The sequence below is a fragment of the Saccharothrix coeruleofusca genome (assembly GCF_017876325.1).
GTDB classification, from domain to species: Bacteria; Actinomycetota; Actinomycetes; order Mycobacteriales; family Pseudonocardiaceae; genus Actinosynnema; species Actinosynnema coeruleofuscum.
Genome location: NZ_JAGINV010000001.1, coordinates 5411272 through 5437428 on the forward strand (window position 1 = coordinate 5411272; position 26157 = coordinate 5437428).

The 26157-nt window shown below is 73.3% G+C and carries 28 protein-coding genes; 11 read left to right on the forward strand and 17 right to left on the reverse strand.

The annotated features are described in order from the left end of the window. Positions 1–61 precede the first annotated feature (61 nt). Positions 62–1585, forward strand: a complete 1524-nt coding sequence (locus tag JOF41_RS24370; RefSeq protein WP_209622205.1) for an alpha/beta hydrolase — start codon at positions 62–64, stop codon at positions 1583–1585. Here JOF41_RS24370 and JOF41_RS24375 read toward each other — a convergent pair. The 3 genes from JOF41_RS24375 to JOF41_RS24385 all read right to left on the reverse strand — a co-directional run bounded on the left by JOF41_RS24375 (position 1580) and on the right by JOF41_RS24385 (position 4318). Further along, entirely contained in the window at positions 1580–2227 is a 648-nt protein-coding gene (locus tag JOF41_RS24375) for a response regulator (RefSeq protein WP_189222711.1), read from the reverse strand. The genes JOF41_RS24370 and JOF41_RS24375 overlap by 6 nt on opposite strands. A 10-nt stretch (positions 2228–2237) precedes the next feature. Beyond that, positions 2238–3803 carry a sensor histidine kinase gene (locus JOF41_RS24380; protein ID WP_189222710.1) on the reverse strand — a complete coding sequence of 522 codons (1566 nt, stop codon included), beginning with the start codon at positions 3801–3803 and terminating at the stop codon, positions 2238–2240. A gap of 116 nt (positions 3804–3919) precedes the next feature. Then, entirely contained in the window at positions 3920–4318 is a 399-nt protein-coding gene (locus JOF41_RS24385) for a pyridoxamine 5'-phosphate oxidase family protein (protein ID WP_189222709.1), read from the reverse strand. Positions 4319–4470: 152 nt separating this feature from the next. On the opposite strand from JOF41_RS24385, the gene JOF41_RS24390 reads away from it, so the two are divergent. Further along, entirely contained in the window at positions 4471–5280 is an 810-nt protein-coding gene (locus JOF41_RS24390) for an arylamine N-acetyltransferase family protein (protein ID WP_306344666.1), read from the forward strand. On the opposite strand, the gene JOF41_RS24395 is transcribed toward JOF41_RS24390, so the two are convergent. Genes JOF41_RS24395 through JOF41_RS24405 form a run of 3 tightly spaced genes read right to left on the reverse strand, consistent with a single transcriptional unit; the run spans position 5247 to position 8035 of the window. Next, on the reverse strand, positions 5247–5828 hold the full coding sequence (locus tag JOF41_RS24395) for a hypothetical protein (RefSeq protein WP_189222707.1): 582 nt from the start codon (positions 5826–5828) through the stop codon (positions 5247–5249). The two genes, JOF41_RS24390 and JOF41_RS24395, sit on opposite strands and share 34 nt — an antisense overlap. Positions 5829–5877: 49 nt before the next feature. Then, positions 5878–6846 carry a methylmalonyl Co-A mutase-associated GTPase MeaB gene (gene meaB / locus JOF41_RS24400; RefSeq protein ID WP_209622207.1) on the reverse strand — a complete coding sequence of 323 codons (969 nt, stop codon included), beginning with the start codon at positions 6844–6846 and terminating at the stop codon, positions 5878–5880. A gap of 1 nt (position 6847) precedes the next feature. Next, positions 6848–8035, reverse strand: a complete 1188-nt coding sequence (locus tag JOF41_RS24405) for an acetyl-CoA C-acetyltransferase (RefSeq protein ID WP_189222705.1) — start codon at positions 8033–8035, stop codon at positions 6848–6850. Between the two features lie 123 nt (positions 8036–8158). Between JOF41_RS24405 and mce the strand changes: the two genes are divergently transcribed. The 3 genes from mce to JOF41_RS24420 all read left to right on the forward strand — a co-directional run bounded on the left by mce (position 8159) and on the right by JOF41_RS24420 (position 11554). After that, on the forward strand, positions 8159–8599 hold the full coding sequence (mce, locus tag JOF41_RS24410; protein ID WP_209622210.1) for a methylmalonyl-CoA epimerase: 441 nt from the start codon (positions 8159–8161) through the stop codon (positions 8597–8599). Positions 8600–8694: 95 nt separating this feature from the next. Beyond that, positions 8695–10008, forward strand: coding sequence for a crotonyl-CoA carboxylase/reductase (ccrA, locus tag JOF41_RS24415; RefSeq protein WP_209622213.1), 1314 nt, complete (start codon positions 8695–8697; stop codon positions 10006–10008). Between the two features lie 67 nt (positions 10009–10075). Beyond that, positions 10076–11554, forward strand: a complete 1479-nt coding sequence (locus JOF41_RS24420; RefSeq protein WP_209622216.1) for a coiled-coil domain-containing protein — start codon at positions 10076–10078, stop codon at positions 11552–11554. Here JOF41_RS24420 and JOF41_RS24425 read toward each other — a convergent pair. Continuing rightward, complete coding sequence (locus tag JOF41_RS24425; RefSeq protein WP_209622219.1) at positions 11536–12237, reverse strand: alpha/beta fold hydrolase; 702 nt, start codon at positions 12235–12237, stop codon at positions 11536–11538. The genes JOF41_RS24420 and JOF41_RS24425 overlap by 19 nt on opposite strands. A gap of 98 nt (positions 12238–12335) precedes the next feature. Between JOF41_RS24425 and JOF41_RS24430 the strand changes: the two genes are divergently transcribed. After that, positions 12336–13112 (forward strand): hypothetical protein, encoded by a 777-nt coding sequence (locus JOF41_RS24430; protein WP_244989671.1) that lies wholly within the window; start codon positions 12336–12338, stop codon positions 13110–13112. Positions 13113–13149: 37 nt separating this feature from the next. Here JOF41_RS24430 and JOF41_RS24435 read toward each other — a convergent pair whose 3' ends face one another. Continuing rightward, positions 13150–13806, reverse strand: coding sequence for a hypothetical protein (locus JOF41_RS24435; RefSeq protein ID WP_189222701.1), 657 nt, complete (start codon positions 13804–13806; stop codon positions 13150–13152). A gap of 207 nt (positions 13807–14013) precedes the next feature. On the opposite strand from JOF41_RS24435, the gene JOF41_RS24440 reads away from it, so the two are divergent. The 3 genes from JOF41_RS24440 to JOF41_RS24450 are packed head-to-tail and all read left to right on the forward strand — an operon-like array spanning position 14014 to position 16411. Then, a complete protein-coding gene (locus tag JOF41_RS24440; protein WP_209622222.1) occupies positions 14014–15246 on the forward strand; it encodes a helix-turn-helix domain-containing protein in 1233 nt (410 codons plus the stop codon). A 5-nt stretch (positions 15247–15251) separates the two neighbouring features. Then, the gene (locus JOF41_RS37925) at positions 15252–16013 is read left to right on the forward strand and encodes a DddA-like double-stranded DNA deaminase toxin (RefSeq protein ID WP_209622224.1); all 762 of its coding nucleotides are present in this window, start codon (positions 15252–15254) and stop codon (positions 16011–16013) included. Continuing rightward, positions 16004–16411 (forward strand): Imm1 family immunity protein, encoded by a 408-nt coding sequence (locus tag JOF41_RS24450; protein WP_209622226.1) that lies wholly within the window; start codon positions 16004–16006, stop codon positions 16409–16411. Before JOF41_RS37925 ends, JOF41_RS24450 begins: the two co-directional genes overlap by 10 nt. Before the next feature lie 112 nt (positions 16412–16523). Here JOF41_RS24450 and JOF41_RS24455 read toward each other — a convergent pair whose 3' ends face one another. Both JOF41_RS24455 and JOF41_RS24460 read right to left on the reverse strand, forming a co-directional pair. Then, the gene (locus JOF41_RS24455; protein ID WP_189222697.1) at positions 16524–17282 is read right to left on the reverse strand and encodes an alpha/beta hydrolase; all 759 of its coding nucleotides are present in this window, start codon (positions 17280–17282) and stop codon (positions 16524–16526) included. 7 nt (positions 17283–17289) lie between these two features. Beyond that, positions 17290–17583, reverse strand: coding sequence for an Rv1322 family protein (locus JOF41_RS24460; protein WP_189222696.1), 294 nt, complete (start codon positions 17581–17583; stop codon positions 17290–17292). A gap of 101 nt (positions 17584–17684) precedes the next feature. Between JOF41_RS24460 and JOF41_RS24465 the strand changes: the two genes are divergently transcribed. Beyond that, positions 17685–17894 carry an FmdB family zinc ribbon protein gene (locus JOF41_RS24465; protein WP_189222695.1) on the forward strand — a complete coding sequence of 70 codons (210 nt, stop codon included), beginning with the start codon at positions 17685–17687 and terminating at the stop codon, positions 17892–17894. Between the two features lie 10 nt (positions 17895–17904). On the opposite strand, the gene JOF41_RS24470 is transcribed toward JOF41_RS24465, so the two are convergent. From JOF41_RS24470 to JOF41_RS24480, 3 genes are all read right to left on the reverse strand, one after another. Beyond that, positions 17905–18480, reverse strand: a complete 576-nt coding sequence (locus tag JOF41_RS24470; RefSeq protein ID WP_209622228.1) for a DUF3558 family protein — start codon at positions 18478–18480, stop codon at positions 17905–17907. Positions 18481–18517: 37 nt separating this feature from the next. Then, the gene (locus JOF41_RS24475) at positions 18518–20293 is read right to left on the reverse strand and encodes a 3-hydroxyacyl-CoA dehydrogenase family protein (RefSeq protein ID WP_209622230.1); all 1776 of its coding nucleotides are present in this window, start codon (positions 20291–20293) and stop codon (positions 18518–18520) included. Between the two features lie 201 nt (positions 20294–20494). Continuing rightward, positions 20495–21367, reverse strand: a complete 873-nt coding sequence (locus JOF41_RS24480) for an NmrA family NAD(P)-binding protein (protein ID WP_189222692.1) — start codon at positions 21365–21367, stop codon at positions 20495–20497. Positions 21368–21501: 134 nt separating this feature from the next. Between JOF41_RS24480 and JOF41_RS24485 the strand changes: the two genes are divergently transcribed. Continuing rightward, positions 21502–22137: a TetR/AcrR family transcriptional regulator gene (locus JOF41_RS24485; protein ID WP_189222691.1), complete on the forward strand. Its 636-nt coding sequence runs from the start codon at positions 21502–21504 to the stop codon at positions 22135–22137. Positions 22138–22149: 12 nt separating this feature from the next. Here the strand turns inward: JOF41_RS24485 and dhaM are convergent, their stop codons facing one another. The 4 genes from dhaM to JOF41_RS24505 all read right to left on the reverse strand — a co-directional run bounded on the left by dhaM (position 22150) and on the right by JOF41_RS24505 (position 26114). Continuing rightward, complete coding sequence (gene dhaM / locus JOF41_RS24490) at positions 22150–22830, reverse strand: dihydroxyacetone kinase phosphoryl donor subunit DhaM (protein ID WP_209622232.1); 681 nt, start codon at positions 22828–22830, stop codon at positions 22150–22152. Beyond that, positions 22827–23450 carry a dihydroxyacetone kinase subunit DhaL gene (gene dhaL / locus JOF41_RS24495; protein WP_209622234.1) on the reverse strand — a complete coding sequence of 208 codons (624 nt, stop codon included), beginning with the start codon at positions 23448–23450 and terminating at the stop codon, positions 22827–22829. Before dhaL ends, dhaM begins: the two co-directional genes overlap by 4 nt. Further along, positions 23450–24451, reverse strand: coding sequence for a dihydroxyacetone kinase subunit DhaK (gene dhaK / locus JOF41_RS24500; protein WP_189222688.1), 1002 nt, complete (start codon positions 24449–24451; stop codon positions 23450–23452). Before dhaK ends, dhaL begins: the two co-directional genes overlap by 1 nt. 157 nt (positions 24452–24608) lie before the next feature. Next, positions 24609–26114 (reverse strand): aldehyde dehydrogenase family protein, encoded by a 1506-nt coding sequence (locus JOF41_RS24505; RefSeq protein ID WP_209622236.1) that lies wholly within the window; start codon positions 26112–26114, stop codon positions 24609–24611. Between the last annotated feature and the right edge of the window lie 43 nt (positions 26115–26157).

Here is a 26157-nt window from a genome sequence, read left to right on the forward strand (position 1 = left end):
TGCTCTTGTGGCGCCGGGCACACCTGCGGTGGAGTACGACTTCACGCCGAAGGGGGAAACCATGAGGACCACCGCGGCCATGGCCGTGACCGCAGCCCTGCTCTTATCCGGCGCTCCCGCGTTCGCGCAGGACGCCCAGCGGCTCCACGGCCAGTTCCTCGACCAGCGCATCACCTGGTCGCCGTGCGCCGAGCCCGAGCTCGAAGGGCTGGAGTGCGGCACCTTCGCCACGCCGTTCGACTGGCGGCGGCCCGGCGACGAGCGCGCCATCACCATCGCGGTGAGCAGGTCGCTCCCGGCGGGCGGCCAGGCCGCCAGGGGCAGCGTGCTCACCAACCCCGGCGGCCCCGGCGGGGCCGGGCGGATCCTGCCCCGGCTGTTCCAGACCCGGCCGAGGGTCGCCGACAACTTCGAGGTCGTCGGCGTCGACGTGCGCGGCACCGGCGCGAGCGACAACGTCACCTGCGGCGGCTACAGCTGGTTCGGCCTCGCCGACCCGCGCGACCGCTCCCGCGCCAACCTGGACCTGCACTACGACGCCGCCGAGCTGCAGGCCACCGCCTGCCAGGTCCGCTCCGGCGAGCTGGGCCGCGTGGTCGACACCGAGCAGACCGTGCGCGACCTGGACCTGCTGCGGCACCTGCTGGGTCGGGAGAAGGTCAGCTGGATCGGCTACTCCGGCGGCACCTGGCTGGGCGCGCACTACGCCACCCACTTCCCGCAGCGCGTGGACAAGTTCGTGCTCGACTCCGTCGCCGACTTCACCGGCACCTTCCAGGACGTCTTCGACGACTTCGGCATGGCCACCGAACGCCGCCTGCGGGTGGACTTCCTGCCCTGGGTGGCCCGCCACGACGCGGTCTACCACCTGGGCGACACCGCCGACGCGGTGTGGCGGTCCTACGAGCGCACGCGGGCGGCGCTGGCGGCCGAGCCGATCGCGCTGCCGGACGGCTCCTGGCTCAACGGCGCCATCCTCGACCTCGTCGTCCGGCGGGGCCTCTACAGCAAGCTGACCTTCCCGGACATCGCGGAGTCACTGGCGGCGCTGGCTTCCGGGGCGGCCGCCGCGGCGGCCCTCGCGGACATCGGCACCGCGGCGCGGTTCGCGGACGCCGAGTCCGCCACGCTCTACACCGTCACGTGCAACGACACGCCGTTCCGCGGCGACCGGTCCGACCTGGCGCGGCAGGGCGACCGGCAGGGCAAGCGGTACCCGTTCTTCGGCCACCACCAGGTCCTCGCGCCGTGCGCGTCCTGGGACCGCCCGCCGCTGCGGCTGAAGACCCCCGACGGCGAGGGCGTCCCGCCGGTGCTGATGGTGCAGTCCGTGCGCGACCCCGCCACGTCGCTGGAAGGCGCGCGGCGGGCGCACCGCGGGTTCGCGGGCTCCCGGCTGATCACCGTCGAGGACGAGGGCGACCACGGCATCTACGCCGTCGGCAACGCGTGCGTCGACGACCTGGTGGAGTCGTTCCTCGTGGACGGCGTGGTGCCCGCCGCCGACCTCACCTGCCCCGGCACGCCGCTGCCCGAGCCCACCGCGGCCCGGTCCGCGCCGCTGCCGCTGGGGTGGCCGCTATAGGCCGCCCGCCTGGCGCCTGCGCGCGGCGTAGACGCCCGCCTCGGTGCGGCGGTCGAAGCCGAGCTTGTGCAGCAGCGAGGAGACGTAGTTCTTGACCGTCTTCTCCGCCAGGTACAGCCGACCGGCGATCTGCCGGTTGGTCAGGCCCTCCGCGATCAGGTCGAGGATCCGCCGCTCCTGCGGGCTCAGCGCCGCGTAGCGCGGGTCCTCGACCGGGCCGCCGCGCAGGCGCTGCAACACCGTGGCGGTGACCCCGGAGTGCAGCAGCGACCCGCCGTCGGCCAGCGTGCGGATGGCCGAGACCAGGTCGTTGCCCGAGACCTGCTTGAGCATGTACCCGGCGGCCCCCGCCATGATCGCGCCGAACAGCGCCTCGTCGTCGGAGTACGAGGTCAGCATCAGGCACGCGGGCGGCGGCTGGACGGTGGAGCGGATCTCCCGGCACACCGTCACGCCGTCGCCGTCGGGCAGCCGCACGTCGATGATCGCCACGTCCGGCCGGTGCTCGGCGGCGGCGGTCACCGCGTCGGTGGCGGTGCCCGCCTCGCCGACCACCGTGATGTCCGGTTCCACGTCCAGCAGTTGGTGAAGACCGCGCCGCACGATCTCGTGGTCGTCGACGAGCAGCACCGAGATGGCCATCCAGCTCCTCCTACCCCGCTACCAACGGTGCGGACCACCGGACCGTCACGCCGTGGCCCGCTCGTGAGGAGACCTCGCACGACCCGCCCCACCGCGTGGCGCGGGTCGCCATGTTCGCCAGGCCCCCGGTGTGCCGCGCCCCGCCCTCGGGCAGGCCGTTGCCGTCGTCGCGCACGACCAGCTCCAGCAGCGTGCCCGCCCGGTCGACGGTCACGTCCACGTGCACCTTGCTCGCCCCGGCGTGCCTGCCCACGTTGGCCAGCGCCTCGCGCAGCGTGGCCAGCAGGTCCGGCCGCACCTCGTCGGGCACCACCGAGTCCAGCGGCCCGTCGACCGCCAGCGTCGGCTCGAAGCCCAGCAGCCGGGTCGACTCCTGCACCACGCGCAGCAGCTGCGCGGGCAGGCTGAGGTTGCCGGTCGCGGGCTCCCGCAGGGAGAAGATGGTGCGCCGGATCTCCCGGATGGTCTGGTCGACCTCGTCGACGAAGTCGGCCAGCCGGGTGGCCACCACCGGCTGCTCCACCAGCCCGTTGAGCCCCTGCAGCGCCAGCCCGAGGCCGAACAGCCGCTGCACCACCAGGTCGTGCAGGTCGCGGGCGATGCGGTCGCGGTCCTCCAGCACCGCGATGCGCCTGCTCGCGCCCTGCACCCTGGTGAACTCCAGGATCAGCGCCGCCTGCCGGGCGAACGCCTCGACCAGCGACACGTCCGAGGGGGTGAACTGGGGCCGGTTCCGCGCGCGGGCCACCAGCAGCACGCCCAGCACCCGCTCCCCCGCCGCCATCGGCACGATCACCACCGGGCCGATCCGCTCGAAGTGGCCGGGCAGCCCGTCGAGCACCCGCGGCGTGCCGCTGGAGAACACCTCGCGGCTGGCGCTGCCCTCCCGCGACACGGTGAACCCCGGCAGCGGCCCGTCCATCACCCGCACCTCCAGCTCGCCGCGCGCGTCGGGCAGCGCCAGCACGGCGCTGACGCCGTCGGCGGCCAGCCTGGCGCGCACCGCGACCTGGTGCAGCGCGTCGGGGTCCGGGGTGCCGGTCAGCAGCGCGCGGGTGACCTCGTTGGACGCGCGCAGCCACACCTCGCGCTGCCGGGACTCCTCGTACAGGCGGGCGTTCTCGATCGCGATGCCCGCCGCGGCGGCCACCGCCACCACCACCTCGTGGTCGGCCTTGGTGAAGTCGGCGCCGTTGTCCTTGTCGGTCAGGTAGAGGTTGCCGAAGACCTTGCCGCGCACGCGCACCGGCACGCCCAGGAAGCCGGGCCCGGTCGGGTCGAAGGCGGTGCCGTCGAAGTCGGCGCGGTGCTCGCCGTCGCCGTAGGCGAACTCCAGCAGCTGCCGGTTGGGCCCGACCACGGCCAGCGCGCCGTAGCGGGCGCCGACCAGGCTGCACGAGGACTCCACGATGCGGCGCAGCACGTCGGGCAGGGACAGGTCGCTGGCCAGCGACACCACCGCGCTCAGCAGCCTGCGCATCCGCTCCTGGGACAGCACGACCTCGGCGGTGCGGTCGGTCAGCTCGCGCAGCAGGCCGTCCAGCCGCGTCGCGCCGCCGTCCGCCGAACCCGTCACCCGACCCACCCTCCCAGCAGGCGAGCTTCGAGGTTAGCGCCTGGCGGGGGTACCGCCCTAGGGGGCGTGAGTGGGACACGATCAGGGGATACGTCTGGGGAACGCACCCGGTGCGGCTAGGGAATGCGGCGGCCGGTGAGCAGCTCCAGCTCGACCACCAGGTAGTGGTCGCCGCCGCCCCAGCCGCGCGAGGGCAGCCCCAGCCCGTCCAGCCGGGCCAGCTCGCAGCGGTCGGACACCTCGGACACGTGCCCCACCGCCAGCACGCTCCAGCCCTTGGACAGGTCGTGCGCCAGGTCGTCGATCTCGAACGCCACGACGGTGTCGCGGGCGGTGAGCGCGGCGCTGCCCTCGGGCAGCCGCATCACCACGGACTCGCCGTCCAGCGCGTACACCACGGGGTGCGCCGCGGGCAGCGCGCGGTCGGTGAAGACCAGCCTGCCCACGGGGGTGCGGGCGAGCAGCCGCAGGCACTCCTCACGGGACAGCACCTCCAGACCAGCCGCGTCGTACATTGGCGCCTCTTATCCCCCAATTGCCGTACCCATACCGTCGGCTGTGTGGTCGTCGCTGCCTAGAGTCGGAAGTCCCGGCTTCCTTTTACCACCCGCTTGGGGGAATTTCCGTGCGAATCCTCGACGTGCCGGCTTTCCTGCGGAGACTCGGCGTGACGGAGGCAGAACCTCCCGGCGTGGCGGCGCTGGGGCGGCTGCACCGGGCCTTCGTCGAGCGCGTGCCCTACGAGGCGGTGGAGATCCAGCTGGGCCGGTTGACCCCGCTCGATCCGCTGGTCTCCGCGGACCGGATCGTCCGGCTGCGCCGCGGCGGCTACTGCTTCCACCTCAACGGCGCGCTCGCCGAACTGCTGCGCGCCCTGGGCTACCGGGTGGCCCTGCACCCCGGCGGCGTGCAGGGCCACCCGGACTCGCCCGCCGGGGTCGGCCACGGCCACCTCGCGCTGACCGTGCGGGACTTGCCCGACTCCGACGAGGTGTGGCTGGTCGACGCGGGCATGGGCGACGGGCCGCACTCGCCGCTGCCGCTGCGCGAGGGCGTCCACCGGCAGGGACCGTTCACCTTCCGGCTGCGGCGCTCGGAGGTCACCGACGGGTGGCGGTTCGACCACGACCCGCGCGGCGGCTTCCACGGCATGGACTTCTCGACGGCGACCGCGCGGATGGCCGACTTCGCCGACAAGCACCTGGAGCTGTCGACGTCACCGGAGTCCGGCTTCGTGCGGACCTTCGGCGTGCTGCGGGTCGACGGCGGCGGGCGGGACGTGCTGCGCGCGCTGACGCTGTCGCGGATCTCCGGGACGACGACGAGCACGGTGCTGGAGCGCGAGGCGGACTGGTCCGCCGCGCTGGCCGACGTCTTCGGCCTCACCTTCCCCGCGCACGAGCGGAAAATCCTGTGGGCCAAGGCGGTCGCCCAGCACGAGGCTCACGTGAGCCCGACGGTGAACCCCTCGTCCTGAACACCTCGGTACAGGCGCGGCGCGTAGCGGGTGGCCGCCCGGTCCAGCACCGGCACCAGCCGGGCCGCGTCGCCCAGCGGCACCCGGTACCGGCCGTCCGGGCGGGCCAGGTGCGCCATGCCGGGGTGCCGGGCGCGGAAGGCGTTCGGGTCGGCGGGGAACAGGTCCAGCCGCACCATGGTCTTGCGCAGCAGCAGGGTGGCCAGGCTGGTGACGCGCTCGCGGGTGCGCGAGACCGACACCGCCGAGAGCTCGTGCCACGGCACCGCCCACGGCGTGCCCTGCGGGTCGTCCCACCGCACGCCGGGCACCTCCAGCACCAGCAGGCGCGGCCGGGAGACCTTCTTCCAGGACACCAGCACCAGCACCGGGATGGCGGTCAGCACCAGCCCGATGACCAGCGCGACGCTCCCGCCGACGGGTTCGCCGTCCCGGAACGCGATGACCGCGCCCGCCAGGCCGGACAGCCCGAAGAACAGGGCCACCACACCGCCCACCACCACCCGCCTGCTGTCGCGGGTGCCGATGTCCACCACGACCTGGTCCACGTCTCCCCCTTCGCCGCCGGTCCGCCCGGCAGTCAACCACTTCCGGGGGTCAGCGGTCCGGCGGACCCGCCAGCAGCCGGTCGGCCGCCGCGTACGGGTCCAGCTCGCCCGCCGCCACCCGCCTGGCCAGCGCCTCCAGCGCGGCCCCGCCGACCCGGCCCGCGAAACCCGCCCGCAGCCGCGCCACCGCGATGGCCTCCACCTCGCCCGCCGCCCGGCGCGTGCGGCGGCGCTCCAGCTCGCCCCGGCCGACCAGCCAGTCCCGGTGCGCGTCGATCGCCGCCACCACGTCGGCCACGCCCTGGCCGGTGGCCGCGACGGTGCGCACCACCGGGGGCCGCCACAGCCCGGCCTCGCGCTCGCGACGACCGAGGGACAGCGCGTGCTTGAGGTCGCGGACGGTGGCGTCGGCGCCGTCGCGGTCGGCCTTGTTGACCACGAGCACGTCGGCGATCTCCAGGATGCCCGCCTTGGCCGCCTGCACCCCGTCGCCCATGCCCGGCGCGAGCAGCACCACCGCGGTGTCGGCCAGCGCGACCACCTCGACCTCGGACTGGCCCACCCCGACCGTCTCCACCAGCACCACGTCGAAGCCCGCCGCGTCGAGCACCCGCAGCGCCTGCGGCGTGGCCCAGGACAGCCCGCCCAGGTGGCCCCTGGTGGCCATGGAGCGGATGAACACGCCGGGGTCGCCCGCGTGCTCGCCCATCCGCACCCGGTCGCCCAGCAGCGCGCCGCCGGAGAACGGCGAGGACGGGTCCACCGCCAGCACCCCGACCCGCTGGCCCCGCGCGCGCAGCGCCCGGACCAGCGCGGAGGTGGAGGTGGACTTGCCGACGCCGGGGGCGCCGGTCAGGCCGACCACCCTGGCGCGCCCGGTGAACGGCGCGAGCGCCCGCGCGACCTCGCGCAGCCTCGGCCCCGCCTGCTCGACCAGGGAGATCAGCCTGGCGACCGCGCGCGGTTGTCCGGCACGCGCGCGGTCGACCAGTTCCGCCACGTCAGCGGTGCGGGCCACCTCAGCCCTTGGGCACGCGCACGATCAGCGCGTCGCCCTGGCCGCCGCCGCCGCACAGGGCCGCCGCGCCCACGCCGCCGCCGCGGCGCTTGAGCTCCAGGGCCAGGTGCAGCGCGATGCGGGCCCCGGACATGCCGATCGGGTGGCCCAGGGCGATCGCGCCGCCGTTGACGTTGACCTTGTCCTCGGCGATGCCGAGCTGCTTGGTGGAGACGACGCCGACCGCGGCGAACGCCTCGTTGATCTCGACCAGGTCCAGCCGCGCCGGGTCGATGCCCTCCTTGGCGCAGGCGGCCTTGATCGCGTTGGACGGCTGCTCGTGCAGGCTGGCGTCCGGGCCCGCCACGACGCCGTGCGCGCCGATCTCGGCCAGCCAGCTCAGCCCCAGCTCCTCGGCCTTGGCCTTGCTCATCACGACCACCGCCGCCGCGCCGTCGGAGATCTGCGAGGCCGAGCCCGCGGTGATGGTGCCGTCGGCGGCGAAGGCCGGGCGCAGCTTGGCCAGGGTCTCCGCGGTGGTGTCGGGGCGCACGCCCTCGTCGGTGCTGAACAGCACCGGCTCGCCCTTGCGCTGCGGGATGGCGACCGGGGTGATCTCCTCGTCGAACACGCCGTTCCGGGCGGCCTTGGCGGCCAGCTGGTGCGAGCGCGCGGCGAAGGCGTCCTGCTCCTCGCGGGTGACGCCGTAGCGGGCGTTGTGCTTCTCCGTGGACGCGCCCATGGCGACCTGGTCGAACGCGCAGAACAGGCCGTCGTGGGACATGTGGTCGAGCATGGTGACGTCGCCGAACTTGAAGCCGCCGCGCGACTTGGGCAGCAGGTGCGGGGCCTGGGTCATGGACTCCTGGCCGCCCGCGACCACCACGTCGAACTCGCCCGCGCGGATGAGCTGGTCGGCCAGCGCGATGGCGTCGAGGCCGGACAGGCACACCTTGTTGATGGTCAGCGCGGGCACCGTCATCGGGATGCCCGCCTGCGCCGCGGCCTGGCGGGCCGGGATCTGGCCCGCGCCCGCGGTGAGCACCTGGCCCATGATCACGTACTGGACCTGCTCGGGGGCGACGCCCGCCCGCTCCAGCGCCGCCTTGATCGCGACGCCGCCGAGCTGGGCGCCGGAGAAGTCCTTCAGCGAACCGAGCAGTCGACCCATCGGGGTGCGGGCCCCGGCGACGATGACGGAACCGGACACAGCGGCCTCCACGCGAGTGTGAGCGGTTGTTAACCTGTCACGATACCGAGCGTTACCGCCCGGTAGCCTGTGAGGCGCCGCACAGCGTGGCCTGCACCGATTCGGTGGCTAGGGTGCCGGGACATGGAGCAGCTGCACGAGTTCGTCACCGCTGTCGACCACGTCGGGATCGCCGTGCCCGACCTGGACGCCGCCATCGCCTTCCACGTCGAGCACTTCGGCCTCGAAGTGGCGCACGAGGAGGTCAACGAGGAGCAGGGCGTGCGCGAGGCCATGCTGCGCGCGCCGGGCGACCCCGAAGGGACGGCGATCCAGCTGCTGGCGCCGCTGACCCCGGAATCGACGATCGCCAAGTTCATCGGCCGGTCCGGTCCCGGTCTGCAGCAGCTCGCCTACCGGGTGTCCGATGTGGAGGCTGCCGCGGAGGCGTTGCGCGCCAAGGGGTTGCGCCTGCTGTACCAGTCCCCTCGGCGGGGCACCGCGGGCAGCCGGGTGAACTTCGTGCACCCCAAGGACGCGGGCGGCGTGCTGGTCGAGCTGGTGGAGCCCGCCGCCGGGCACTGACCGGCCAGTGCGTTGGCTCACAGCGAGGATCTCTGAATCGGTTACCCGTGGGTAACCTCCGGCAACTCAACGCACCCCCCAGTGGAGGGAACGCCGTGCAGAAGATCCTCGACGCGATTCTCGGTGACGAACCCGAAGCCCTCGCCTCGCTGCCCGTCCCCGAGAGCTACCGGGGCGTGACCGTGCACGCCGACGAAGCCGACATGTTCCGCGACCTGGCCATCAGCGACAAGGACCCGCGCCAGTCCCTGCACGTCGACGAGGTCCCCACACCGGAAGTGGGGCCGGGCGAGGCGCTGGTGGCGGTGATGGCCAGCGCCATCAACTACAACACGGTGTGGACCTCGATCTTCGAGCCGCTGCCCACGTTCGCCTTCCTCAAGCGCTACGGCGGCAAGCACGACCGGCCCTACCACGTGGTCGGCTCGGACCTGGCGGGCGTGGTGCTGCGCACCGGGCCGGGGGTGGGCGCGTGGCAGCCCGGTGACCGGGTCGTGGCGCACTGCCTGGACGTGCGGCTGGAGCACCCGGACGGGCACGGCGACACCATGCTCGACCCGGAGCAGCGCATCTGGGGCTTCGAGACCAACTTCGGCGGACTGGCCGAGCTGGCGCTGGTCAAGGCCAACCAGCTGATGCCGATGCCGCGCCACCTGACCTGGGAGGAAGCCGCCTCCCCCGGCCTGGTCAACTCCACCGCCTACCGGCAGCTGGTCTCGGTCAACGGGGCGAACATGAAGCAGGGCGACACGGTGCTCATCTGGGGCGCCTCGGGCGGGCTGGGCTCCTACGCCACGCAGTTCGCGCTCAACGGCGGCGCCACGCCGGTGTGCGTGGTCTCCTCGCCGGAGAAGGCGGAGCTGTGCCGCCGGATGGGCGCGGAGCTGGTCATCGACCGGTCGGCGGAGGGCTACCGGTTCTGGAAGGACGAGCACACCCAGGACCCGGCGGAGTGGAAGCGCTTCGGCGCGCGCATCCGGGAGCTGACCGGGGGCGAGGACCCCGACATCGTCTTCGAGCACCCTGGCCGGGAGACCTTCGGCGCCAGTGTTTACGTGGCCCGCAAGGGGGGCACGATCGTGACGTGCGCTTCGACCAGCGGGTACCTGCACCAGTACGACAACCGCTACCTGTGGATGAACCTGAAGAGGATCATCGGCTCGCACTTCGCCAACTACCGGGAGGCGTGGGAGGCGAACCGGTTGATCGCCAAGGGTCGCGTTCACCCCACACTGTCCAAGGTGTACTCGATGGAGCAGACCGGGCAGGCCGCCCACGACGTGCACCGCAACGCCCACCAGGGCAAGGTCGGCGTGCTGTGCCTCGCCCCCGAGGAGGGGCTGGGCGTGCGCGACCCGGAACTGCGCGCCGCGCACCTCGCGGAGATCAACCGCTTCCGCGGCGTGTAAAGGAAATCGCACCGATGCGCGACCTGCCAGTGCCGGTCGCGCGTCGGGAGCGGGTAGCGTGAGCGCCATGGGCCTCGCCGACGACCGTGACCTTGTCCCCCTGGGCTCCGGCTTCGACATCGTCAAACGCGGCTACGACCGCGGGCAGGTCGAGGACCACCTGGAGCGCCTCGACTCGGACCTGCGGCTGCTGGCCGCCGACCGCGACGCGGCGGTCTCGCAGACCAACGACCTCGCGCGCCAGCTCGAAGCGGCCCGCTCGGAGGTCGCGGAGCTGCGCGGCCAGGTCGAGCGGCTGTCCCTGCCGCCCACCACGCTGGAGGGCCTGAGCGAGCGGCTGCAGCGGATGCTGCGCCTGGCCCAGGACGAGGCCACCGAGATCAAGGCGCGCGCCGAGGCCGAGGCCGGGCACATCAGGACCAAGGCCGAGACCGACGCGAGCGCGCTGCGCGCGCGGTACGAGCAGCTCATCGCCGAGCAGGACCAGCGCCGCACCGAGATGGAGGCCGAGCACCGGGGCGTGCTGGAGAAGGCCCGCGCCGAGGCCGAGCGCATCGTCGGCGAGGCGCGCGACGCGGCGGCGAAGCTGGACGAGGAGTCCCAGCAGCGGCGGGCCACCGTCGAGGAGGACTTCGAGATCGCGATGGCGGCCCGCCGCGTCGAGGCGATGAAGTCGCTGGCGGAGCAGGAGGCGTCGAGCAAGGCCGAGGCGGAGCGCAGGCTGCGCGAGGCCACCGACGAGGCCGCCCGCATCCGCGCCCAGGTCGCGCAGGAGCAGGCCGCCGCCAACGCGGAAGCCCAGCGGCTGGTGCGCGAAGCCACCGACGAGGCCGCCCGCATCCGCGCCCAGGTCGCGCAGGAGCAGGCCGCCGCCAACGCCGAGGCCCAGCGGCTGGTGCGCGAGGCCACCGAGGAGGCCAACCGCAGGCGGCACGACTCCATCAGCGAGGCCACCGCGCGCGTGCAGGAGGCGACCGACGAGGCCAACCGGCGGGTCCGCGAGGCCACCGAGGAGGCCAACCGCCGGGTCACCCAGGCCACCCAGAAGGTGGACGCGCTCAAGCAGCTGCGCAACCGGCTGTCGCAGCAGCTGCACTCGGTCCGCGCGGCGCTGCACGACGTGACGCCGCTGCTGGACCCGCTGGAGGAGGAGCGCCCCCAGCCCACCAGGAGCCAGGCCCCGGCCGCCCAGTCGCCGACTGGCCAGGCACCGACTGGCCAGGCACCGACTGGCCAGGCACCGACTGGCCAGGCACCGACTGGCCAGCCCCAGGCCGCCCGGCCCGCGCCCGCCGCCAAGCCGCAGCCCAAGCAGGCTCCGGCCCAGGGTGCGACCCAGGGTGCGGCCCAGACTCCTGCCGCGCAGCCGTCGGAGGTGGGGGCCACCGTGGAGCTGGAGACCCCCCGCGCCAAGGCCGACCCCAAGACCGACGCCAAGACCGAGGTCAAGGCCGACGCCAAGACCGAGGTCAGGCCGGGACCGGACGGGCCGACCCAGAAGATGCCCCGCCCGACCCCGCCGAAGGCTCAGAGCGCCAAGCGCTGACGCCAGTCCAGCACCGCGTCCGCGAAGGCGTCCGGCGCTTCGACGGGTGCCAGGTGCCCGGCTCCCGGCAGCTGGACGAGCTCACCCCGCAGCAGGTCCGCCAACTCGCGGGCCTGCCGCGGCGGCGTGAGGCCGTCGTGCTCGCCGACCACCACCAGCGCGGGCACCCGCGCGGCCCGTAGCAGCTCGGTGGAGTCCGGTCGCGCGGCCATCGCGCGCTGCGCCCACGCCACGTCCGCCGGGTCCTGGTCGAGCACCCAGCCCCGCACCCGTGAGCTCACCTCTTCGGGTGAAGTCGGGGCGAGCAGCGCGGGCACCGTCCCGGCCAGCCACTCGCCGACGCCCTCCGCCTCGGCGCGCTCGGCCACCGCGAGCCGGTTCGCCCTCGCCTCCTCGGTGTCCGCGCCCGCGCGGGTGTCCGCCAGCACCAGGCCCGCGACCCGCTCCGGTGCCTGCCTGAGCAGCGCCATCGCCACGTAGCCGCCCATCGAGCAGCCGCCCACCACGGCCCGCTCGATCCCGCGCTCGTCCAGGTGGTCGAGCACCCGCCGGGCGGCGGCGGCCAGGTCCGGCTCGCCCTGCGCGCGCTGGTCGGGCGTGATCGGGTCGAGTCGCTCGCGCACCCCGTCCCACATGCGCGAGTCCAGCGGGAACGCGTGCAGCAGCACCAGCGGCAAGTCCATGCCCCGAATTCTCGCCTGCAAGTACCACCCGACGCCTCCGCCGGGGCTGGTAACTACTACCCGGCATCCTGAAACGCTCGACTCGTGGAGGAAGTCCGTTGGGAAGTGACGAGGCCCGCCCAGGGCTGGCACCGGGTTCTCACGGGGTCGCGGGAACCCTGTTCGCCGCGCTCTACGGCGAGCTGACGCCGCGTCCCGACCGGGTTCCGGACACCGATCGCGACCCCTACGGCCAGTTCCACGACCGGGCGCTGGCGATGGGCTGGCTCGACAGCCTGTGGGGCATGAACGACGCCGGGCGGGAGCACCCCCTCGCCGCGCCGGGGTCCTCGCTCGTCACGTGGTTCCAGGTGGGGGTCGACTCGGTGCCCGGCGACAGGCCGTTGCCGGTGCAGCCGTTCCTGCGCTGCGCCGGTGACGTCACCGCGCGGCTCGGCGCGCTGAGGCTCCAGTCGGCGCAGGTGCTGCTGCCCGCGCAGAGCCTGGACGTCTCGGCCCGCCCCCAGCACGCCCGGATGCCGTCGCTGTCCACCGCGGCCTGGTTCGACGACGTGCGATCCGCGACGCCGGTGCACGTCACGCTGGACAGCGGCCAGGACCCGGTCGTCCCCGCCGTGGCGCGACGCGTTCACCGCCTGCTGGCCGAACTGGACCAGAACGTCTTCCGGTGCGAGTCCCTGGCCGAACGGGTTCCGGCGCCTCCGCCCCTGCCCGACACGGTCTGGTCCGGTCCTCCGCGTCACCGCGTGACCTTCCGGGGCACGCTGAGCGAGTGGTCGCTGGACGCGATCGGCTGGCTCGGTGGTTTCCTCGCCGACTTGGCCGCCCGGGAAGGCGCGGGCGTGCCGCTGCTGCTCACCGTGACGTCCCCGTGAGGCCGGTGACCACCGCACGGCTGCCCGACCGGGGGGTTCAGGTGATCAGGGTGGCCTGCCGCAGTTGGCGGACTAGGTAGAACGCGAGGACCCACGGGATCAGGGGGTCCTCGAAGGTGGTGGTGATCGTGTCGACCGCTCGGGGGACGCCGAGAGGGGATCGGCCCCACAGGGTTCCGCGCACTCCCACGAGAGGTGCGCTGCGCACGCGAAGCAGGACGTGACCTCTGCGCAGGGCCGGGCACGAGCGGGCGGCCAGGGCGGTGCACTCCTCGCACACGGGTGGTTCCGTGCAGGCCATGCCAACGGGCCAGCCGGACCAGTCCGCCCGGTGGTCCTGGAGCAACCAGAGCGTGCCCCCTTCGTCGGTGTCCGCCGGGTTGCCGCACACCTGGCAGAGGAGGTGCGACATGGCGTGGCGCTGACGAGCGGCGTGGACGACGCCGAACTCCGGTTTGCCCCGGTTCGGCGCGTCAGGGGTGCGTTTGAGCAGGACACCCCGCTCGTCGCGGTCCAAGGGCGTCTCATCGCGGTAACCGATCCCCTGGCCGTCGGGGAGGAGGACCACGGCGGAACTGTCCACCTCCTCAGCCGACCACGCTGTCACGTAGGGCACGGGCAGGCGGCTGACGTACCGCCCCCGGTTGTCGGCGCGGCCGATCGACAACGGCGGTGTTGACGCGGTTGTCCTCATGACTTCCTCCCACTGGAGCGCTGAGCGCCATCCGATTCGCGGCGGCTCCTCCGGCACTCCTCTTCACCCGCCACCACGAATTTCTTTCAGATTGACGCCGGCCGTTTCCGATTCCACTCGACGGGGACACTAGGACCGCTTTCCGCGACGCCCCCAAATATCTTTTGGGCTTCCTTTCGGCTAGTCGAGAATGGGTATCCTCGACTCATGCGGCCGGACACCGAGGCGACCGTGGGCGAACGCATCGCCTACTACCGCAAGCGGCAGGGGATGACCCAGGAAGTGCTGTGCGCCCTGGTCGGGGGGCGCACGACCGAGTGGCTCAGGCAAATCGAGAACGGCAAGCGCGAGGTGGACAAGCTGTCCACCATCGTGACCGTGGCCGATGCGCTGCGAATTCCCCCGTCGACGCTGCTGCCAGGGCCATTCCGGGCAACGGCGAAGCGGGAGGACTCCCTCGGCACCGCCCCGAGCGTCGTTCCGGCCATCGAAGCCGCGATGCTCCGCTACAACGGAATAGCCACGCTGATCGGTGAACCCGACCGAACACCCGTTTCGCCGGAGCACCTCCGCATTCGCGTGGAGAAAGCGTTCGCGCACTCGCAGACCGAGCGGTGGTCCGAGATGGCCCCGCTCGTTCCGGACATGATCGCGGACGCCTGGCACTTGGTGCACTCCGCCGAGAACGAGGAGCAGAAGCGCACGGCCACCAAGCTCCAAGCGCTGGTGTACCGGGTGACCTCCGGAATGCTGGACCGGTTGGGCGAGCCGCACCTGCCGTGGATCGCCGCCGAGCGCTCGATGCACGCCGCCGAGGAATCCGGTGATCGCCTCTTGGTCGCGGGCGGGGCGTGGCGACTGGCCGTCGTGCTGCGCCACACGGGCCGCCTGACGGAATCGATCGACGCCCCGGTCGCGGCGGCGGACGCCCTGCGCCCTCACCTCGATTCCCCGCAGTCCTACAGCATGTACGGATCGCTCATGCTGAAAGGCGCCGTCGGGGCGGCCACGCTGGGCGACCACCGGGCGGCGCGGGACTACCTGGCCGAAGCGGCCCGCGCCGCGGAGAAGACCGGGGACCGGAATGACTTCTGGCTCGCCTTCGGCCCCACGAACATCGCCATTCACCGCGTGTGGTTGGCCCTCGAACTGGGCGACCCGAAAGCGGCCGTCTCGGAAGCCGAGCGCGTGCCGCACGACGACCTGCCCGAGGAGTTGTCCGAACGGCGGACCTCGCACCTGATCACCGTCGCCTGGGCGCACTACCTGCGACGGCGCGACCGCGAAGCGCTGGACGCGCTGAACCTGGCCAGGGCGTCCGCTCCCGAACAACTCCTCTTCACCGGGCGGGTCCACTCCATGCTGCGCGGAATGCTCCGGCGCGAACGACGCTCGGTGAAGGGCGACCTGCGCAGGCTCGCGGACTTCGTGGGCGTGTAGCGAGAGTGGCGTCGCTCAAGGAGGTCACCGCACGCATTCGGGCCGCGTGTTCGAAGGGCATCCAAGCGCGGGTGGCGTTGGAACAGGTGGAAGACCTGACCCGAGAAGCACACGACATGGTGGCCCGCGCGTTGGCGGGCGCGCGTTGCCTCGAACCCGACATGGCGCAGGTCCTCGCCGCGTTCCAACGGGTAGTGGACGGGTGCAAGGGCCATCTGTGGCCACTGCTCAACGCGGCTGTGAAAGACGCCGAGAACATCGCGGACCGTTTGTCTGCCGACAACAGCGCGCCTCGACAACCGCAACCGCCCTCGGTTCGACAGCCGGATAGCGGCAACCCACCCGCAGTTCCTGTGGAACAGGTCGAGCGACTGCGGCGTGAACTCCCGCCACCCGTCATGCCCGGAACGGGCCAGAAGACGTGCGGTTACCTGCTGGGCGCGGACGGCACTGCGCAACCGGTTGTCAGCGGCCGTGACGATGATGCCGCTGAGGCGGACAGACGGCTACGCGACATGGGGATGCCGCGGAAGTCAGCCAGGACCGGAGACGTGGAGATCAAACTCGCCGCACGCATGGTCCGCGATGGAGTCCGGCACGCGACGGTCCTGATCAACAACGAGCCGTGCGCCGGTCCTTTCGGCTGTGACACCCTCGTGCCGATCCTGCTCCCGGAAGGAGCGACGATCACCGTGCACGGCACGACCGAACAAGGGGAACCCATCCGCAAGCGATACGCAGGAGGTGCTCGCCCGTGGTGGCGCTAGACGCCTGGTACGACCGGAAAGCCACCGGGCCTACGGTCGTCCGCACCCCGGCCGAACTCGATGCCGTGCTGGACACCGTCGTCGGGTGGAACGCGCCCATCACCGTCCAACTGCTCGTCCACGGCGATCCGGGCCACGCCATCCTCGACGTGGGGCTGGACGCCCGCACCAGTCGCGGAGTCCTGTACTACTCAGGCCCCGACGCCCCTGACGCCTGCGTCAGCAGGGGACCGGACACCGCCGAGCGCCCTCCCCTCTACTACTTCACCGGTTCGGACACCGAATTCCCGGTGGACGCGGAGATCCCGCTCGCCGAAGCACGCCGGGCCGCGCACGAGTACATGAATTCCGGGGGTGGACGGCCGACCGGCGTCGAGTGGCAACCCAGCTGGAATTAGACCGCACCCACCCCCGAACTGCGCCTGCAAGTACTACCCGACACCTCCGCCGGGGCCGGTAACCACTACCCGGCATCCCGAACGCTCGGTTCGCGGTGTCCGGACGCTCGGTTCAGGGGGTGTGGATGGTGACCTGGCGCCGCTCGCACGGGCCGGACCAGGTGCGGGGCAGCGGGGTGGGCACCTGGGGCAGGACGGCGGACACGATCGCGTCGAGCACCTCCTCGGCCCGCCCCACCATGAGGTGCTTCGCGCCGGGGAAGTCGACCACCCGCGCGGTCGGGAGGTCCGCGCCGAAGCGGCGGCGGGCGGGCTCCGGGGGCAGGTGGGAGTCGTGCTCGGGCACCAGGCACACCACGGGCTTGCCCGAGCGCGCCCACGCGCGCAGGTGCTCGGGACCGCTCCACCGCAACGGGGGCGAGATCAGCACCGCGCCGCGCACCGCCGGGTCGCACCCGTGCATCAGCGCCAGGTCGGTGCCGAAGGACCAGCCGACCAGCCACACGTCCGGCAGGCCCAGGCGCGTCACGTGCGCCAGCGCCGCGGCGACGTCCCACCGCTCGCCCACGGCGTCGTCGAAGCGGCCCTCGCTGCGCCCCGCCTCGCTCGCGGTGCCGCGCGTGTTGAACCGCAGCACCGCCACCCCGGCGAGCGCGGGCAGCCGCCAGGCGATCTTGCGGTGCAGGTGGGAGTCCATCATGCCGCCGCGCGTGGGCAGCGGGTGCAGCAGGACCAGCGTGGCCAGCGGCTCGCGCCCCAGCGGCAGGGACAACTCGCCGACCAGCCGCAACCCGTCCTCGGTGAGCAGGGTGACGGCCTCCCGCCGGGCGGGCAGGACGGTGTTCGCGGTGATCGGGACCGGTTCGCTCACGGCCCGCCTACCAGCGGCGGCTGGTGGGGCCGCGACGGCCGCGCGCGGACCAGCAGCCCTGGTGCCAGTGCCTGCGGTCCTCGACCGACCCGTACTCCGCCGCGGGCCAGGCCACGACGTGCGGGGTGCCGGGCCGGATCTCGTGGTCGCAGCCGGGGCACCGGTAGGTCTTGGTGGTCGCCGCACCGGAGACGGTCCGCACCAACCACTCGCCGTCGGCGGCGGACTCGGCCCGCGCCCAGCCGTGCCCGCCGGGCGGGGTCGGTTCGGCGGTGCGCTTCGGGCGGTTGCGGCGGGGCACGGGACACCACGGTAGCCCGCGCACCGGCGGTGATCGCCACCGTCCCGCGGCGTGAGCGCCCGCACTGGCGTCGGCGGTCGGTCAGCGGGGAAAATACCGCCGTGCCGACCTACGAGTTCCGCTGCCGGGCCTGCGGGTCCACCTTCGACGTGCAGCGCCCCATGAGCGAGTCCACCGCGCCCGCCACCTGCCCCCACGGCCACGACGACACGGTCAAGCTGCTGTCCATGGTCGGGCTCGGCGGCAAGGCCACCGCGCCCAGCGGCGGGGGTGGCGGGGGCTGCTGCGGCGGTGGGTGCTGCGGCGGCTGACCGGTCCCGGTCAGCCGTTGGGCTCCTTGGCCAGCAGCACCTCGGCGACCTTCTTGCCCTGGTCGCAGATCGGGCCGAACCGGGCCGAGCCGTCGATCACGATGATCCCGACGCCGCCGCCCGCGTAGTCCATGACCAGCACGCAGGAGGGCTGCACGCTGGGGTCGGTGGTGCGGTCGAAGTAGGTGACCTTGCGGTCGCCCACCTGGAACTCGCCGTTGCTCTGGTCCAGCGAGATCGGCCGTCCCTCGCGGAACCGCAGGGTCACGCCCACGTCCAGGTCGCCCACGCTGGTCTGCCACTTGCACGACTGGTCGAACGTCGCGTCGTAGTCGGTCTCGGTGGGCTTGGCGTTCTTGTCCCGCACGTCGTAGGGCAGGTCGCCCCACCCGACCAGCGAGCAGATGTCGCCGACCGACCCGTTCCCCGCCGGGCGCTTCGTCGTGCTGGGCGCGGACGGCTGCGACGAGAACGGGGGGTCCACGTCGAGCGCCTTCGCCGAGACCGGAGTGCCGTTGACGGTGTAGGAGCAGGCGCTCGTCACGCCGAGCGCCGCCACCAGGAACGAGATCACCACACGCCGCATGGGTCCACGATGTCAAACGCCCCGGCGGGCCCGCGCATCAGGTGTGGTCCCGGAAGCCCTTGCCGGTCTTGCGGCCCAGCCGCCCGGCGGTCACCAGGTGCTCCAGCAGCGGCGCTGGCGCGAACCCCGGCTCGCGGAACTCCAGGTACAGGGTGCGCTGGATGGCCAGCGAGACGTCCAGGCCCACCACGTCCAGCAGCTCGAACGGCCCCATCGGCAGGCCGCAGCCGACCTTCATGGCGTTGTCGATGTCGTCGGCCCCGGCGTAGTGGGCCTCCAGCATCCGCACCGCGTCGTTGAGGTAGGGGAACAGCAGCGCGTTGACGATGAAGCCCGCGCGGTCGCCGCAGTGCACCGGGTGCTTGCCCAGGTCGAGGCACACCCGCCGGGCGGTGGCCACCGCCTCGGGGGCGGTGGAGATGGTCTCCACCACCTCGACCAGCTTCATCACCTGGGCGGGGTTGAAGAAGTGCAGGCCCACCACGTCCTCGGGGCGCGAGGTGGCCGCGGCGCACTCGATGACCGGCAGCGAGGACGTGGTGGTGGCCAGCACCGCGCCGGGCTTGCACACCTCGTCCAGCGCCTGGAACACCGCCCTCTTCACCGCCAGGTCCTCGGCGACCGCCTCGACCAGCAGGTCGCAGTCGGCCAGCCGCTCGAAGTCCGCGGCGGGGGTGATCCTGGCCAGCGCGGCGTCCCGGTCGGCCGCCGTCAGCTTGCCCCTGGTCACCGCCTTGTGCAGGGACTTGCCGACCTTGGCCACGGCGGCCTGCGCCTTGGCCTCGGTGCGGGCGCGCAGCACCACGTCGTAGCCGCGCTTGGCGAACACCTCGGCGATGCCGGTGGCCATCGTGCCGGTGCCGACCACGCCGACCCGCCGCACCTCGCGCGCCGGGACGTCCTCCTCGGCGGCGACGGGGGTCAGCGCGTCCGGCACGGCGGTGGGCGAGTCGACGCCGTCGTAGGTGTAGAAGCCGCGCCCGCTCTTGCGGCCCAGCAGGCCCGCGGTGATCATCTGCTTGAGCAGCGGCGCCGGGGCGTGCAGCCGGTCGCGGGACTGGTGGTACATCGTGTCGAGGATCTCGTAGGCGGTGTCGAGGCCGATGAGGTCCAGCAGCGCCAGCGGCCCCATGGGGTAGCCGCAGCCGTGCCGCATGGCCGCGTCGAGGTCCTCGCGCGTGGCGTAGCGCGCCTCGTACATGCGCACCGCGTGGTTGAGGTAGCCGAACAGCAGCGCGTTGGCGATGAACCCGGCGCGGTCGCCGATGACCACCGGGCTCTTGCCCAGCCGCTCGACCAGCGCCACCACGTCGGCGACCACGTCCGGCTCGGTGACCACGGTCTTGACCACCTCGACCAGCTTGAGCACCGGGGCCGGGTTGAAGAAGTGCATCCCGACGACCTTGTCGGGGCGTCCGGTGTGGACGCCGAGCTCGGTGATCGACAGCGAGGAGGTGTTGGACGCCAGCACGGTGTCCGGGCCGCAGACCCGGTCCAGCTCGGCGAAGACGCGCGCCTTGAGCTCCATCCGCTCCGGCACCGCCTCGACGACCAGGTCGCAGCCCGCCAGCGCGTCCAGGGAGGTGCCCCAGGTGATGCGCCCCAGCAGCTCGGCGCGTCCCGCCTCGTCCAGCTTGCCCCTGGCGACCGCGCGTCCGGTGGACTGCTCCAGGTGGCACCGGCCGCGCGTCACGCCCTCGTCGTCCACGTCCACCGCGACGACCGCCAGCCCGGTGCGGGCGAACACCTCGGCCATGCCCGCGCCCATGGTGCCGAGGCCGACGACACCGACGGTGCCGAACTGACGTGTCATGGCGATACCTCCCACTCGGACGGAGTGGCTACCAGGCGGTAACTTCAGGCGACTATCGCACGGTCGTCACGTTGCGCAGCCGTGAGCTTCACCATCGGTATCGAACAAGTGAACGATGCAGGGAGCGCGAACCGCGCGTCCAGGAGGCCGGTGGTAGTTACCGGCCCGCCTGGAGGCGTCGGGTAGTACTTGCAGACGCGGTCAGCGCCAGTGGGCGACGGTGTCCCGGACGTAGTCGCGGAACGAGCGCGGCGGGTGGCCCAGCAGTTCGGTGACGGCCCGCACCTGGGCCGGGTCGGTCGGGATCGGCGCCGAGCCGAGCACTTCGAAGCTGCTGATCCAGTCCGTGAGCTTGCGCCCGGACAACCGCGCCACGAGCGCCTCGCGCCAGTTCGGGTCGTCACCGGTGTAGCGCACCGGCCTGCCCAGCTCCTCCGCCCAGATCCGCGCGCTCTGCTCGCCGTTGAGCGACTCCGGCCCGACGACGTCGTAGGAGCCCGCGGGGAAGTCCGGGTCGGCCAGCGCGGTGACGACCACCTCCGCCGCGTCGCGCAGGTCGACCCGGTTGACGCCGCCGGGGTGCAGCGGCGTCGGGAAGACGCCGTTGAGGATGTCCTCGCGGAAGATCTCGTCGTTCTGGGCGAAGTTGGTCAGGTTCACCAGCACGGGCCGGGTGTCCGAATCGGCGAACGCGGCGGCGATCCGCAACTTGGGCTCGTACGCGGGCATGGCACGCGCCGCCGCCTGGCGCTGGTCGGGGTCCTGGACGTGGAAGCCCGCGAAGACCAGGCGCGCGCCCGCGCGCTCGACCTCCTCCTTGAAGATCGTCCCCAGCTCGACCTCGTCGGCCTCGTGCGGGGAGACGTAGAACGCCGCCCGCGTGCCCCGCAGCGCCTCGCGCACCGCCTCGCGGTCGCTCAGGTCGCCTTGGACCACCTCCACGGCGTCGGACAGCCCTTTCGCCCGCTGCTTGTCGCGCACCAGCACGCGCACCCGGACACCTCTGCGCAGCGCCTCCTCCAGCACCAGGCCGCCGACCGTGCCGGTGGCGCCGGTGATCAGGACTTCGGACATCGCCGTCTCCTTTGTTGACTTCCAATCAGTGACTTGCGGTCAACGTAGCAGTCCGGCCACCGCGGCACCAGTACTCACTGACTGGGAGTCAATGACTGTTAGGATGACGGCCCGAGCACGCAGAGGAGCAGTCAGTGCCGTCCACCACGCCGACCCGCCGCCAGGCAGCCGCGGCGCAGACCAGGGAGAAGGTGCTCGCGGCGGCCAGGGAGCTGTTCATGGCCTCGGCCTACGAGGACGTCAAGGCGGCCGACATCGCCAGGGCGGCGGGCGTCGCGCACGGCCTGGTCTTCCACCACTTCGGCAGCAAGCAGGGCCTCTACCAGGAGGTGCTGTGCCAGATCGGCCGCGAGGTGCTCGCGCTGCACTGCGACGACCCCGAGATCCCGCTGGGCAGGCGGATCAGGCGCTCCCACGCCGCGCACCTGGCCTACCTGGCCGACCACCGGGACGTGGCGCTGCACCTGGTGCTGCGCCCGCCCGCCCCGGAGTCCGAGGAGTTCGACGACGTCCGCGACCAGGGGCACCGCGAGCTGTGCCGGAACCTGGGCCTGGACTTCGAGCGCCCGGCGGTCCGCCTGGCCGCCCGGCTCTACGCCACCGCTGCCGACCAGCTCGCCAGGGACCACCTGACCAGCGCGGACCCGCTGGACACCGACACGGTCGTGGAGATGCTCGTGGCGGTGCTGATCGGCGCGCTGCGCGCCGCGCGCACCGCCGATCCCGAACTGGACGTCGACCCGGTCATCAGGGCGCTGGAACTGCCCTGACCCGCTGCGGGGTCAGTCGTCGAAGCCGCGCGCGGCCAGTTCCTCGACCCGCCGCACCGCCTCGGCCGCGTCCGCGCCGGTCGCCTCCACCGCGACCCGCTGGCCGCCCACCGCGCCCAGCGCCATCAGCGCCATCACGCTGCGCGCGTCCGCCGACCGCTCCCCCAACCGCACGACCACCTCGGCGTCCAGCCCGGTCAGCGCCCGCACCAGCAGCGCGGCGGGCCGCGCGTGCAGGCCCACGTCGTTGGTCAGCAGCACCTCGGCCGTCACGGCCGTCGCGGCGGGCACCCCCGACGGCCCGTCGCCACCGGGAGCCGCACCAGCCGGAGCCGCACCGGTGGTGGCGGCTTCGGCCACGGCGGCCAGCGCGGCGCCGCCCTGCGCCGCGACCGCCGCCGCCACCGCGCCCTCGACCAGCGGCGCGTCCACCACGGCCACCTCGCCCGCGTGCTCCTCGGCGGCCATCTCCGCCACCATCCGGGCGCTGCCCAGGTCGAACAGCACCACCACGCCGTCGCCCGAGTCGGCCGCGCCGATCGCCCGGCCGACGTCGAGGAAGTCCGTGCCCAGCCCGCCCGAGCCGTCCCCGCCGGAGGGCTCGATCCGCACGTCCGGGGCCATCTGCCCGGCCAGCTCGGCCACGCCCCGCGCGAGCAGGGCGCTGTGCGAGACCACCACCAGCCCGATCACCCGGCACCCCCGGCGAAGGTGCGCAGCAGCAGTGACGTCGAGCGCGCGCCGGGGTCCAGGTGCCCCGCGCTGCGCTCCCCCAGGTAGGACGCGCGTCCCTTGCGCGCCACCAGGGGCACGGTCGACTCCGCGCCCATCTCGGCGGCCTCCGCCGCCGCGGTGAGCACGTCCCGCACCCCGCCGGACGCCGCCGCCCGCGCCGCGACCACGGCCGGGGTGAGCGCGTCCACCATGGTCTTGTCGCCCACCTCCGCCTTGCCGCGCGCCACCACGCCCTCCAGCGCCGCGCTCAGCGCCCCGGCGACGGCCTCGGCGTCCAGTTCGGCCGCGTCGCCCACGGACGTGGCGGCGCGCAGGAACGCCGTGCCGTACAGCGGTCCCGCCGCGCCGCCCACGGTCGAGATCAGCGTCGTGGCCGCCAACCGCAGCACGCCGCCGGGCGAGGCGGGCACGCTCTCGTCCAATTTGGACACCAGCGCGGCGAAGCCCCGGTTGAGGTTCTCACCGTGGTCGCCGTCGCCGATCTCCCGGTCCAGCCGCACCAGCTCGTCGCGGTGCTCGGCCACCACCCGCGTCGCCGCGCGCAGCGCGTCGGCCACGTCCGCCGCCGTGCACCCCATCAGACACCCCACCGCAGCGCGGGGGTGTGCACCGGCGCGTCCCACAGCTCCACCAGCTCGTCGTCCAGCTTCAGCAGCGTCAGGCTCATCCCCTGCATCTCCAGGCTCGTGACGTACGGGCCGACCAGGCGCCGCTCCACCCGGATGCCGCGCTCGGCCAGCAGCCGCTCGGCGATGCCGTGCGCCACGTACAGCTCGATCAGCGGCGTGCCGCCCATGGAGTTGGTGAACAGCAGCACCCGGTCGCCCTCGGCCAGCGGCAGGTCCTCCAGGATCGGCTCCAGCAGCGCCCGCACCATCTCGTCGGCGGTGCCCGCGGGCACCCGGCGGCGACCGGGCTCGCCGTGGATGCCGATGCCCAGCTCCATCTCGTCCTCACCGAGGGTGAAGCTCGGCTCGCCCGCGTGCGGCACGGTGCACGGGGTCAGCGCCAGCCCCATGGAGCGCACCTGCCCGACCACCCGGCGGGCCAGCGCCTCGCAGCCGTCCAGGTCGACCCCGCGCTCGGCCGCCGCGCCGACCAGCTTCTCCAGCAGCACGGTGCCGCCGACGCCGCGCCTGCCCGCGGTGTAGGTGGAGTCCTGGACCGCCACGTCGTCGTCGATCACCACGGTCCTGACCTCGACGCCGTCCGCGGCGGCCAGCTCGGCGGCGGTCTCGAAGTTCAGCACGTCGCCGGTGTAGTTCTTCACGATCAGCAGCGCGCCCGCGCCGCCGTCGGTGCGCGCCACGGCGTCCTGCACCTGGTCGGGGGTGGGCGAGGTGAACACCGCGCCGGGGCACGCCGCGTCGAGCATCCCGCGACCGACGAACCCGCCGTGCAGCGGCTCGTGGCCGGACCCGCCGCCGGAGATCACCGCGACCTTGCGGGGCACCGGGGCGTCCGCGCGGAGCACCACCGCCGGGTCGTGCCGCACGTCCAGCAGGTCGCCGTGCGCCGCGGCCAGGCCGCGCAGGGCGTCCGCCACGACGGTCGACGGATCGTTGATGATCTTCTTCAAGACGGCCTCCGATCGACTCTGATCACCTCCATTCCTACTCCACACCGGACACCCCCGAAAGCCGGAGTCGCCGTCACGAGCACGGCAAAACAGCAGGTCAGTGACCTGGAGTAGTGGAGTGGCACCGGAGTGTCGCGAAAGCCGACCCCGGCGCGGGTCAGCGGCCGTAGAGGACGCGGATCAGCCGCAGCACGTGGCGGACGGTGCGCGGCCCCCGGTCGTAGGTCATCGGGTCGAGCAGCGTGCCGAAGCGCTTGCGGGTCACCGCGTGCGCGTAGGTGAACTCGCGCAGGCCGTCCGCGCCGTGGATGCGCCCGAAGCCCGAGTCGCCCACGCCGCCGAACGGCAGCGCGGGCACCGAGGCGAAGGCCAGCACCGAGTTCACCGCCACCATGCCGCAGCGCAGCCTGCCCGCCAGCTCCTCGCCGCGGTGGCGGGAGAACACCGCCGCGCCCAGGCCGTAGCGCAGCGCGTTGGCCCGCCGGACCGCCTCGTCGGCGTCGGCGACCCGGTTGACCACCAGGGTCGGCCCGAAGGTCTCCTCGGTGACCGCGGCGGCGTCCTCGGGCACGTCCACCAGCACGACCGGCTCCACGTACGGCGGGCGGACCGACTCCAGCCCGCCCACCACGGCCCGGCCGCCGCGCTCCAGCGCGTCGGCCACGTGCGCGCCGATCACCTCGACCTGGCGCGGCATGGTGATCGGGCCGAAGTCGGCGTCCGGCTCCCCGCCGGGCCGCAGCGCGCGGGCCTTCTCGGTGACCAGCGCGATGAACTCGTCGGCCACCGCCTCGGCCACGTACACCCGCTCCACGCCCGCGCAGGTCTGGCCGGAGTTGAACATCCCGCCCCACACCGCGGCCTCGGCGGCGGCCCGGACGTCGGCGTCCTCGGCCACGATCAGCGGGTCCTTGCCGCCGCACTCGACCAGCACCGGGGTCAGCGACTCGGCGCAGGCGGCCATGACCCGCTTGCCGGTCGGCGTCGAGCCGGTGAACGCCAGCTTGTCCACGCCCGCCCGGCACAGCGCCGCGCCGGTCTCGCCGAAGCCGGTGACCACCTGCAGCACCGGGAACTCCGGCACCACCTCGGCGAAGGTCCCGGCCAGGAACTCGCCCACGCCGGGGGTGTGCTCGCTGGGCTTGAACACCACCGCGTTGCCCGCGGCCAGCGCGTAGGCGATCGACCCCATCGGGGTGAACGCGGGGTAGTTCCACGGCCCGATCACGCCGACCACGCCCAGCGGCCGGTACTCCAGCGTCGCCGCGTGGTTGTGCATCAGCAGGCCGGAGGCGACCTTGCGCCTGCCCAGCACCTTGGCCGCCTGCTTGGCGGCCCAGCGCAGGTGGTCCACGACCAGGCCCAGCTCGATCCGCGCGTCGTCGGCGGACTTGCCGGTCTCGGCGCAGACCAGCGACTGGAACTCGGCCAGCCTGCGCACCAACAGCCTGCGCCAGGCGTCCAGCCGCGCGCGGCGGCCGTCGAAGCCCAGCTCCGCCCAGAACGCGGCGGCGGACCGGGCGCGGCGCACCGCCTCGACGACCTCGGCCTCGGTGCGCACGGGGTGGTGGCCGACGACCTCGCCGGTGCGCGGGTCCAGCGAGGCGAACCGCTGCTGCTCGTCATCCGGTCGCGCGGTGCTGGCGGCAGCGGTTCGCGTCATGGGGCCCTCCTGGGGAGCACAGGGGTGTTACCCAACGGTAACG

What these genes read in the sequence shown, in the direction of transcription:
- JOF41_RS24370 (WP_209622205.1), top strand. Translation starts at nt 62, where the DNA reads ATGAGGACCACCGCGGCCATGGCCGTGACCGCAGCCCTGCTCTTATCC.
- JOF41_RS24375 (WP_189222711.1), bottom strand. Translation starts at nt 2,227, where the DNA reads ATGGCCATCTCGGTGCTGCTCGTCGACGACCACGAGATCGTGCGGCGC.
- JOF41_RS24385 (WP_189222709.1), bottom strand. Translation starts at nt 4,318, where the DNA reads ATGTACGACGCGGCTGGTCTGGAGGTGCTGTCCCGTGAGGAGTGCCTG.
- mce (WP_209622210.1), top strand. Translation starts at nt 8,159, where the DNA reads ATGGAGCAGCTGCACGAGTTCGTCACCGCTGTCGACCACGTCGGGATC.
- JOF41_RS24420 (WP_209622216.1), top strand. Translation starts at nt 10,076, where the DNA reads ATGGGCCTCGCCGACGACCGTGACCTTGTCCCCCTGGGCTCCGGCTTC.
- JOF41_RS24425 (WP_209622219.1), bottom strand. Translation starts at nt 12,237, where the DNA reads ATGGACTTGCCGCTGGTGCTGCTGCACGCGTTCCCGCTGGACTCGCGC.
- JOF41_RS24435 (WP_189222701.1), bottom strand. Translation starts at nt 13,806, where the DNA reads ATGAGGACAACCGCGTCAACACCGCCGTTGTCGATCGGCCGCGCCGAC.
- JOF41_RS24440 (WP_209622222.1), top strand. Translation starts at nt 14,014, where the DNA reads ATGCGGCCGGACACCGAGGCGACCGTGGGCGAACGCATCGCCTACTAC.
- JOF41_RS24470 (WP_209622228.1), bottom strand. Translation starts at nt 18,480, where the DNA reads ATGCGGCGTGTGGTGATCTCGTTCCTGGTGGCGGCGCTCGGCGTGACG.
- JOF41_RS24475 (WP_209622230.1), bottom strand. Translation starts at nt 20,293, where the DNA reads ATGACACGTCAGTTCGGCACCGTCGGTGTCGTCGGCCTCGGCACCATG.
- JOF41_RS24480 (WP_189222692.1), bottom strand. Translation starts at nt 21,367, where the DNA reads ATGTCCGAAGTCCTGATCACCGGCGCCACCGGCACGGTCGGCGGCCTG.
- dhaL (WP_209622234.1), bottom strand. Translation starts at nt 23,450, where the DNA reads ATGGGGTGCACGGCGGCGGACGTGGCCGACGCGCTGCGCGCGGCGACG.
- JOF41_RS24505 (WP_209622236.1), bottom strand. Translation starts at nt 26,114, where the DNA reads ATGACGCGAACCGCTGCCGCCAGCACCGCGCGACCGGATGACGAGCAG.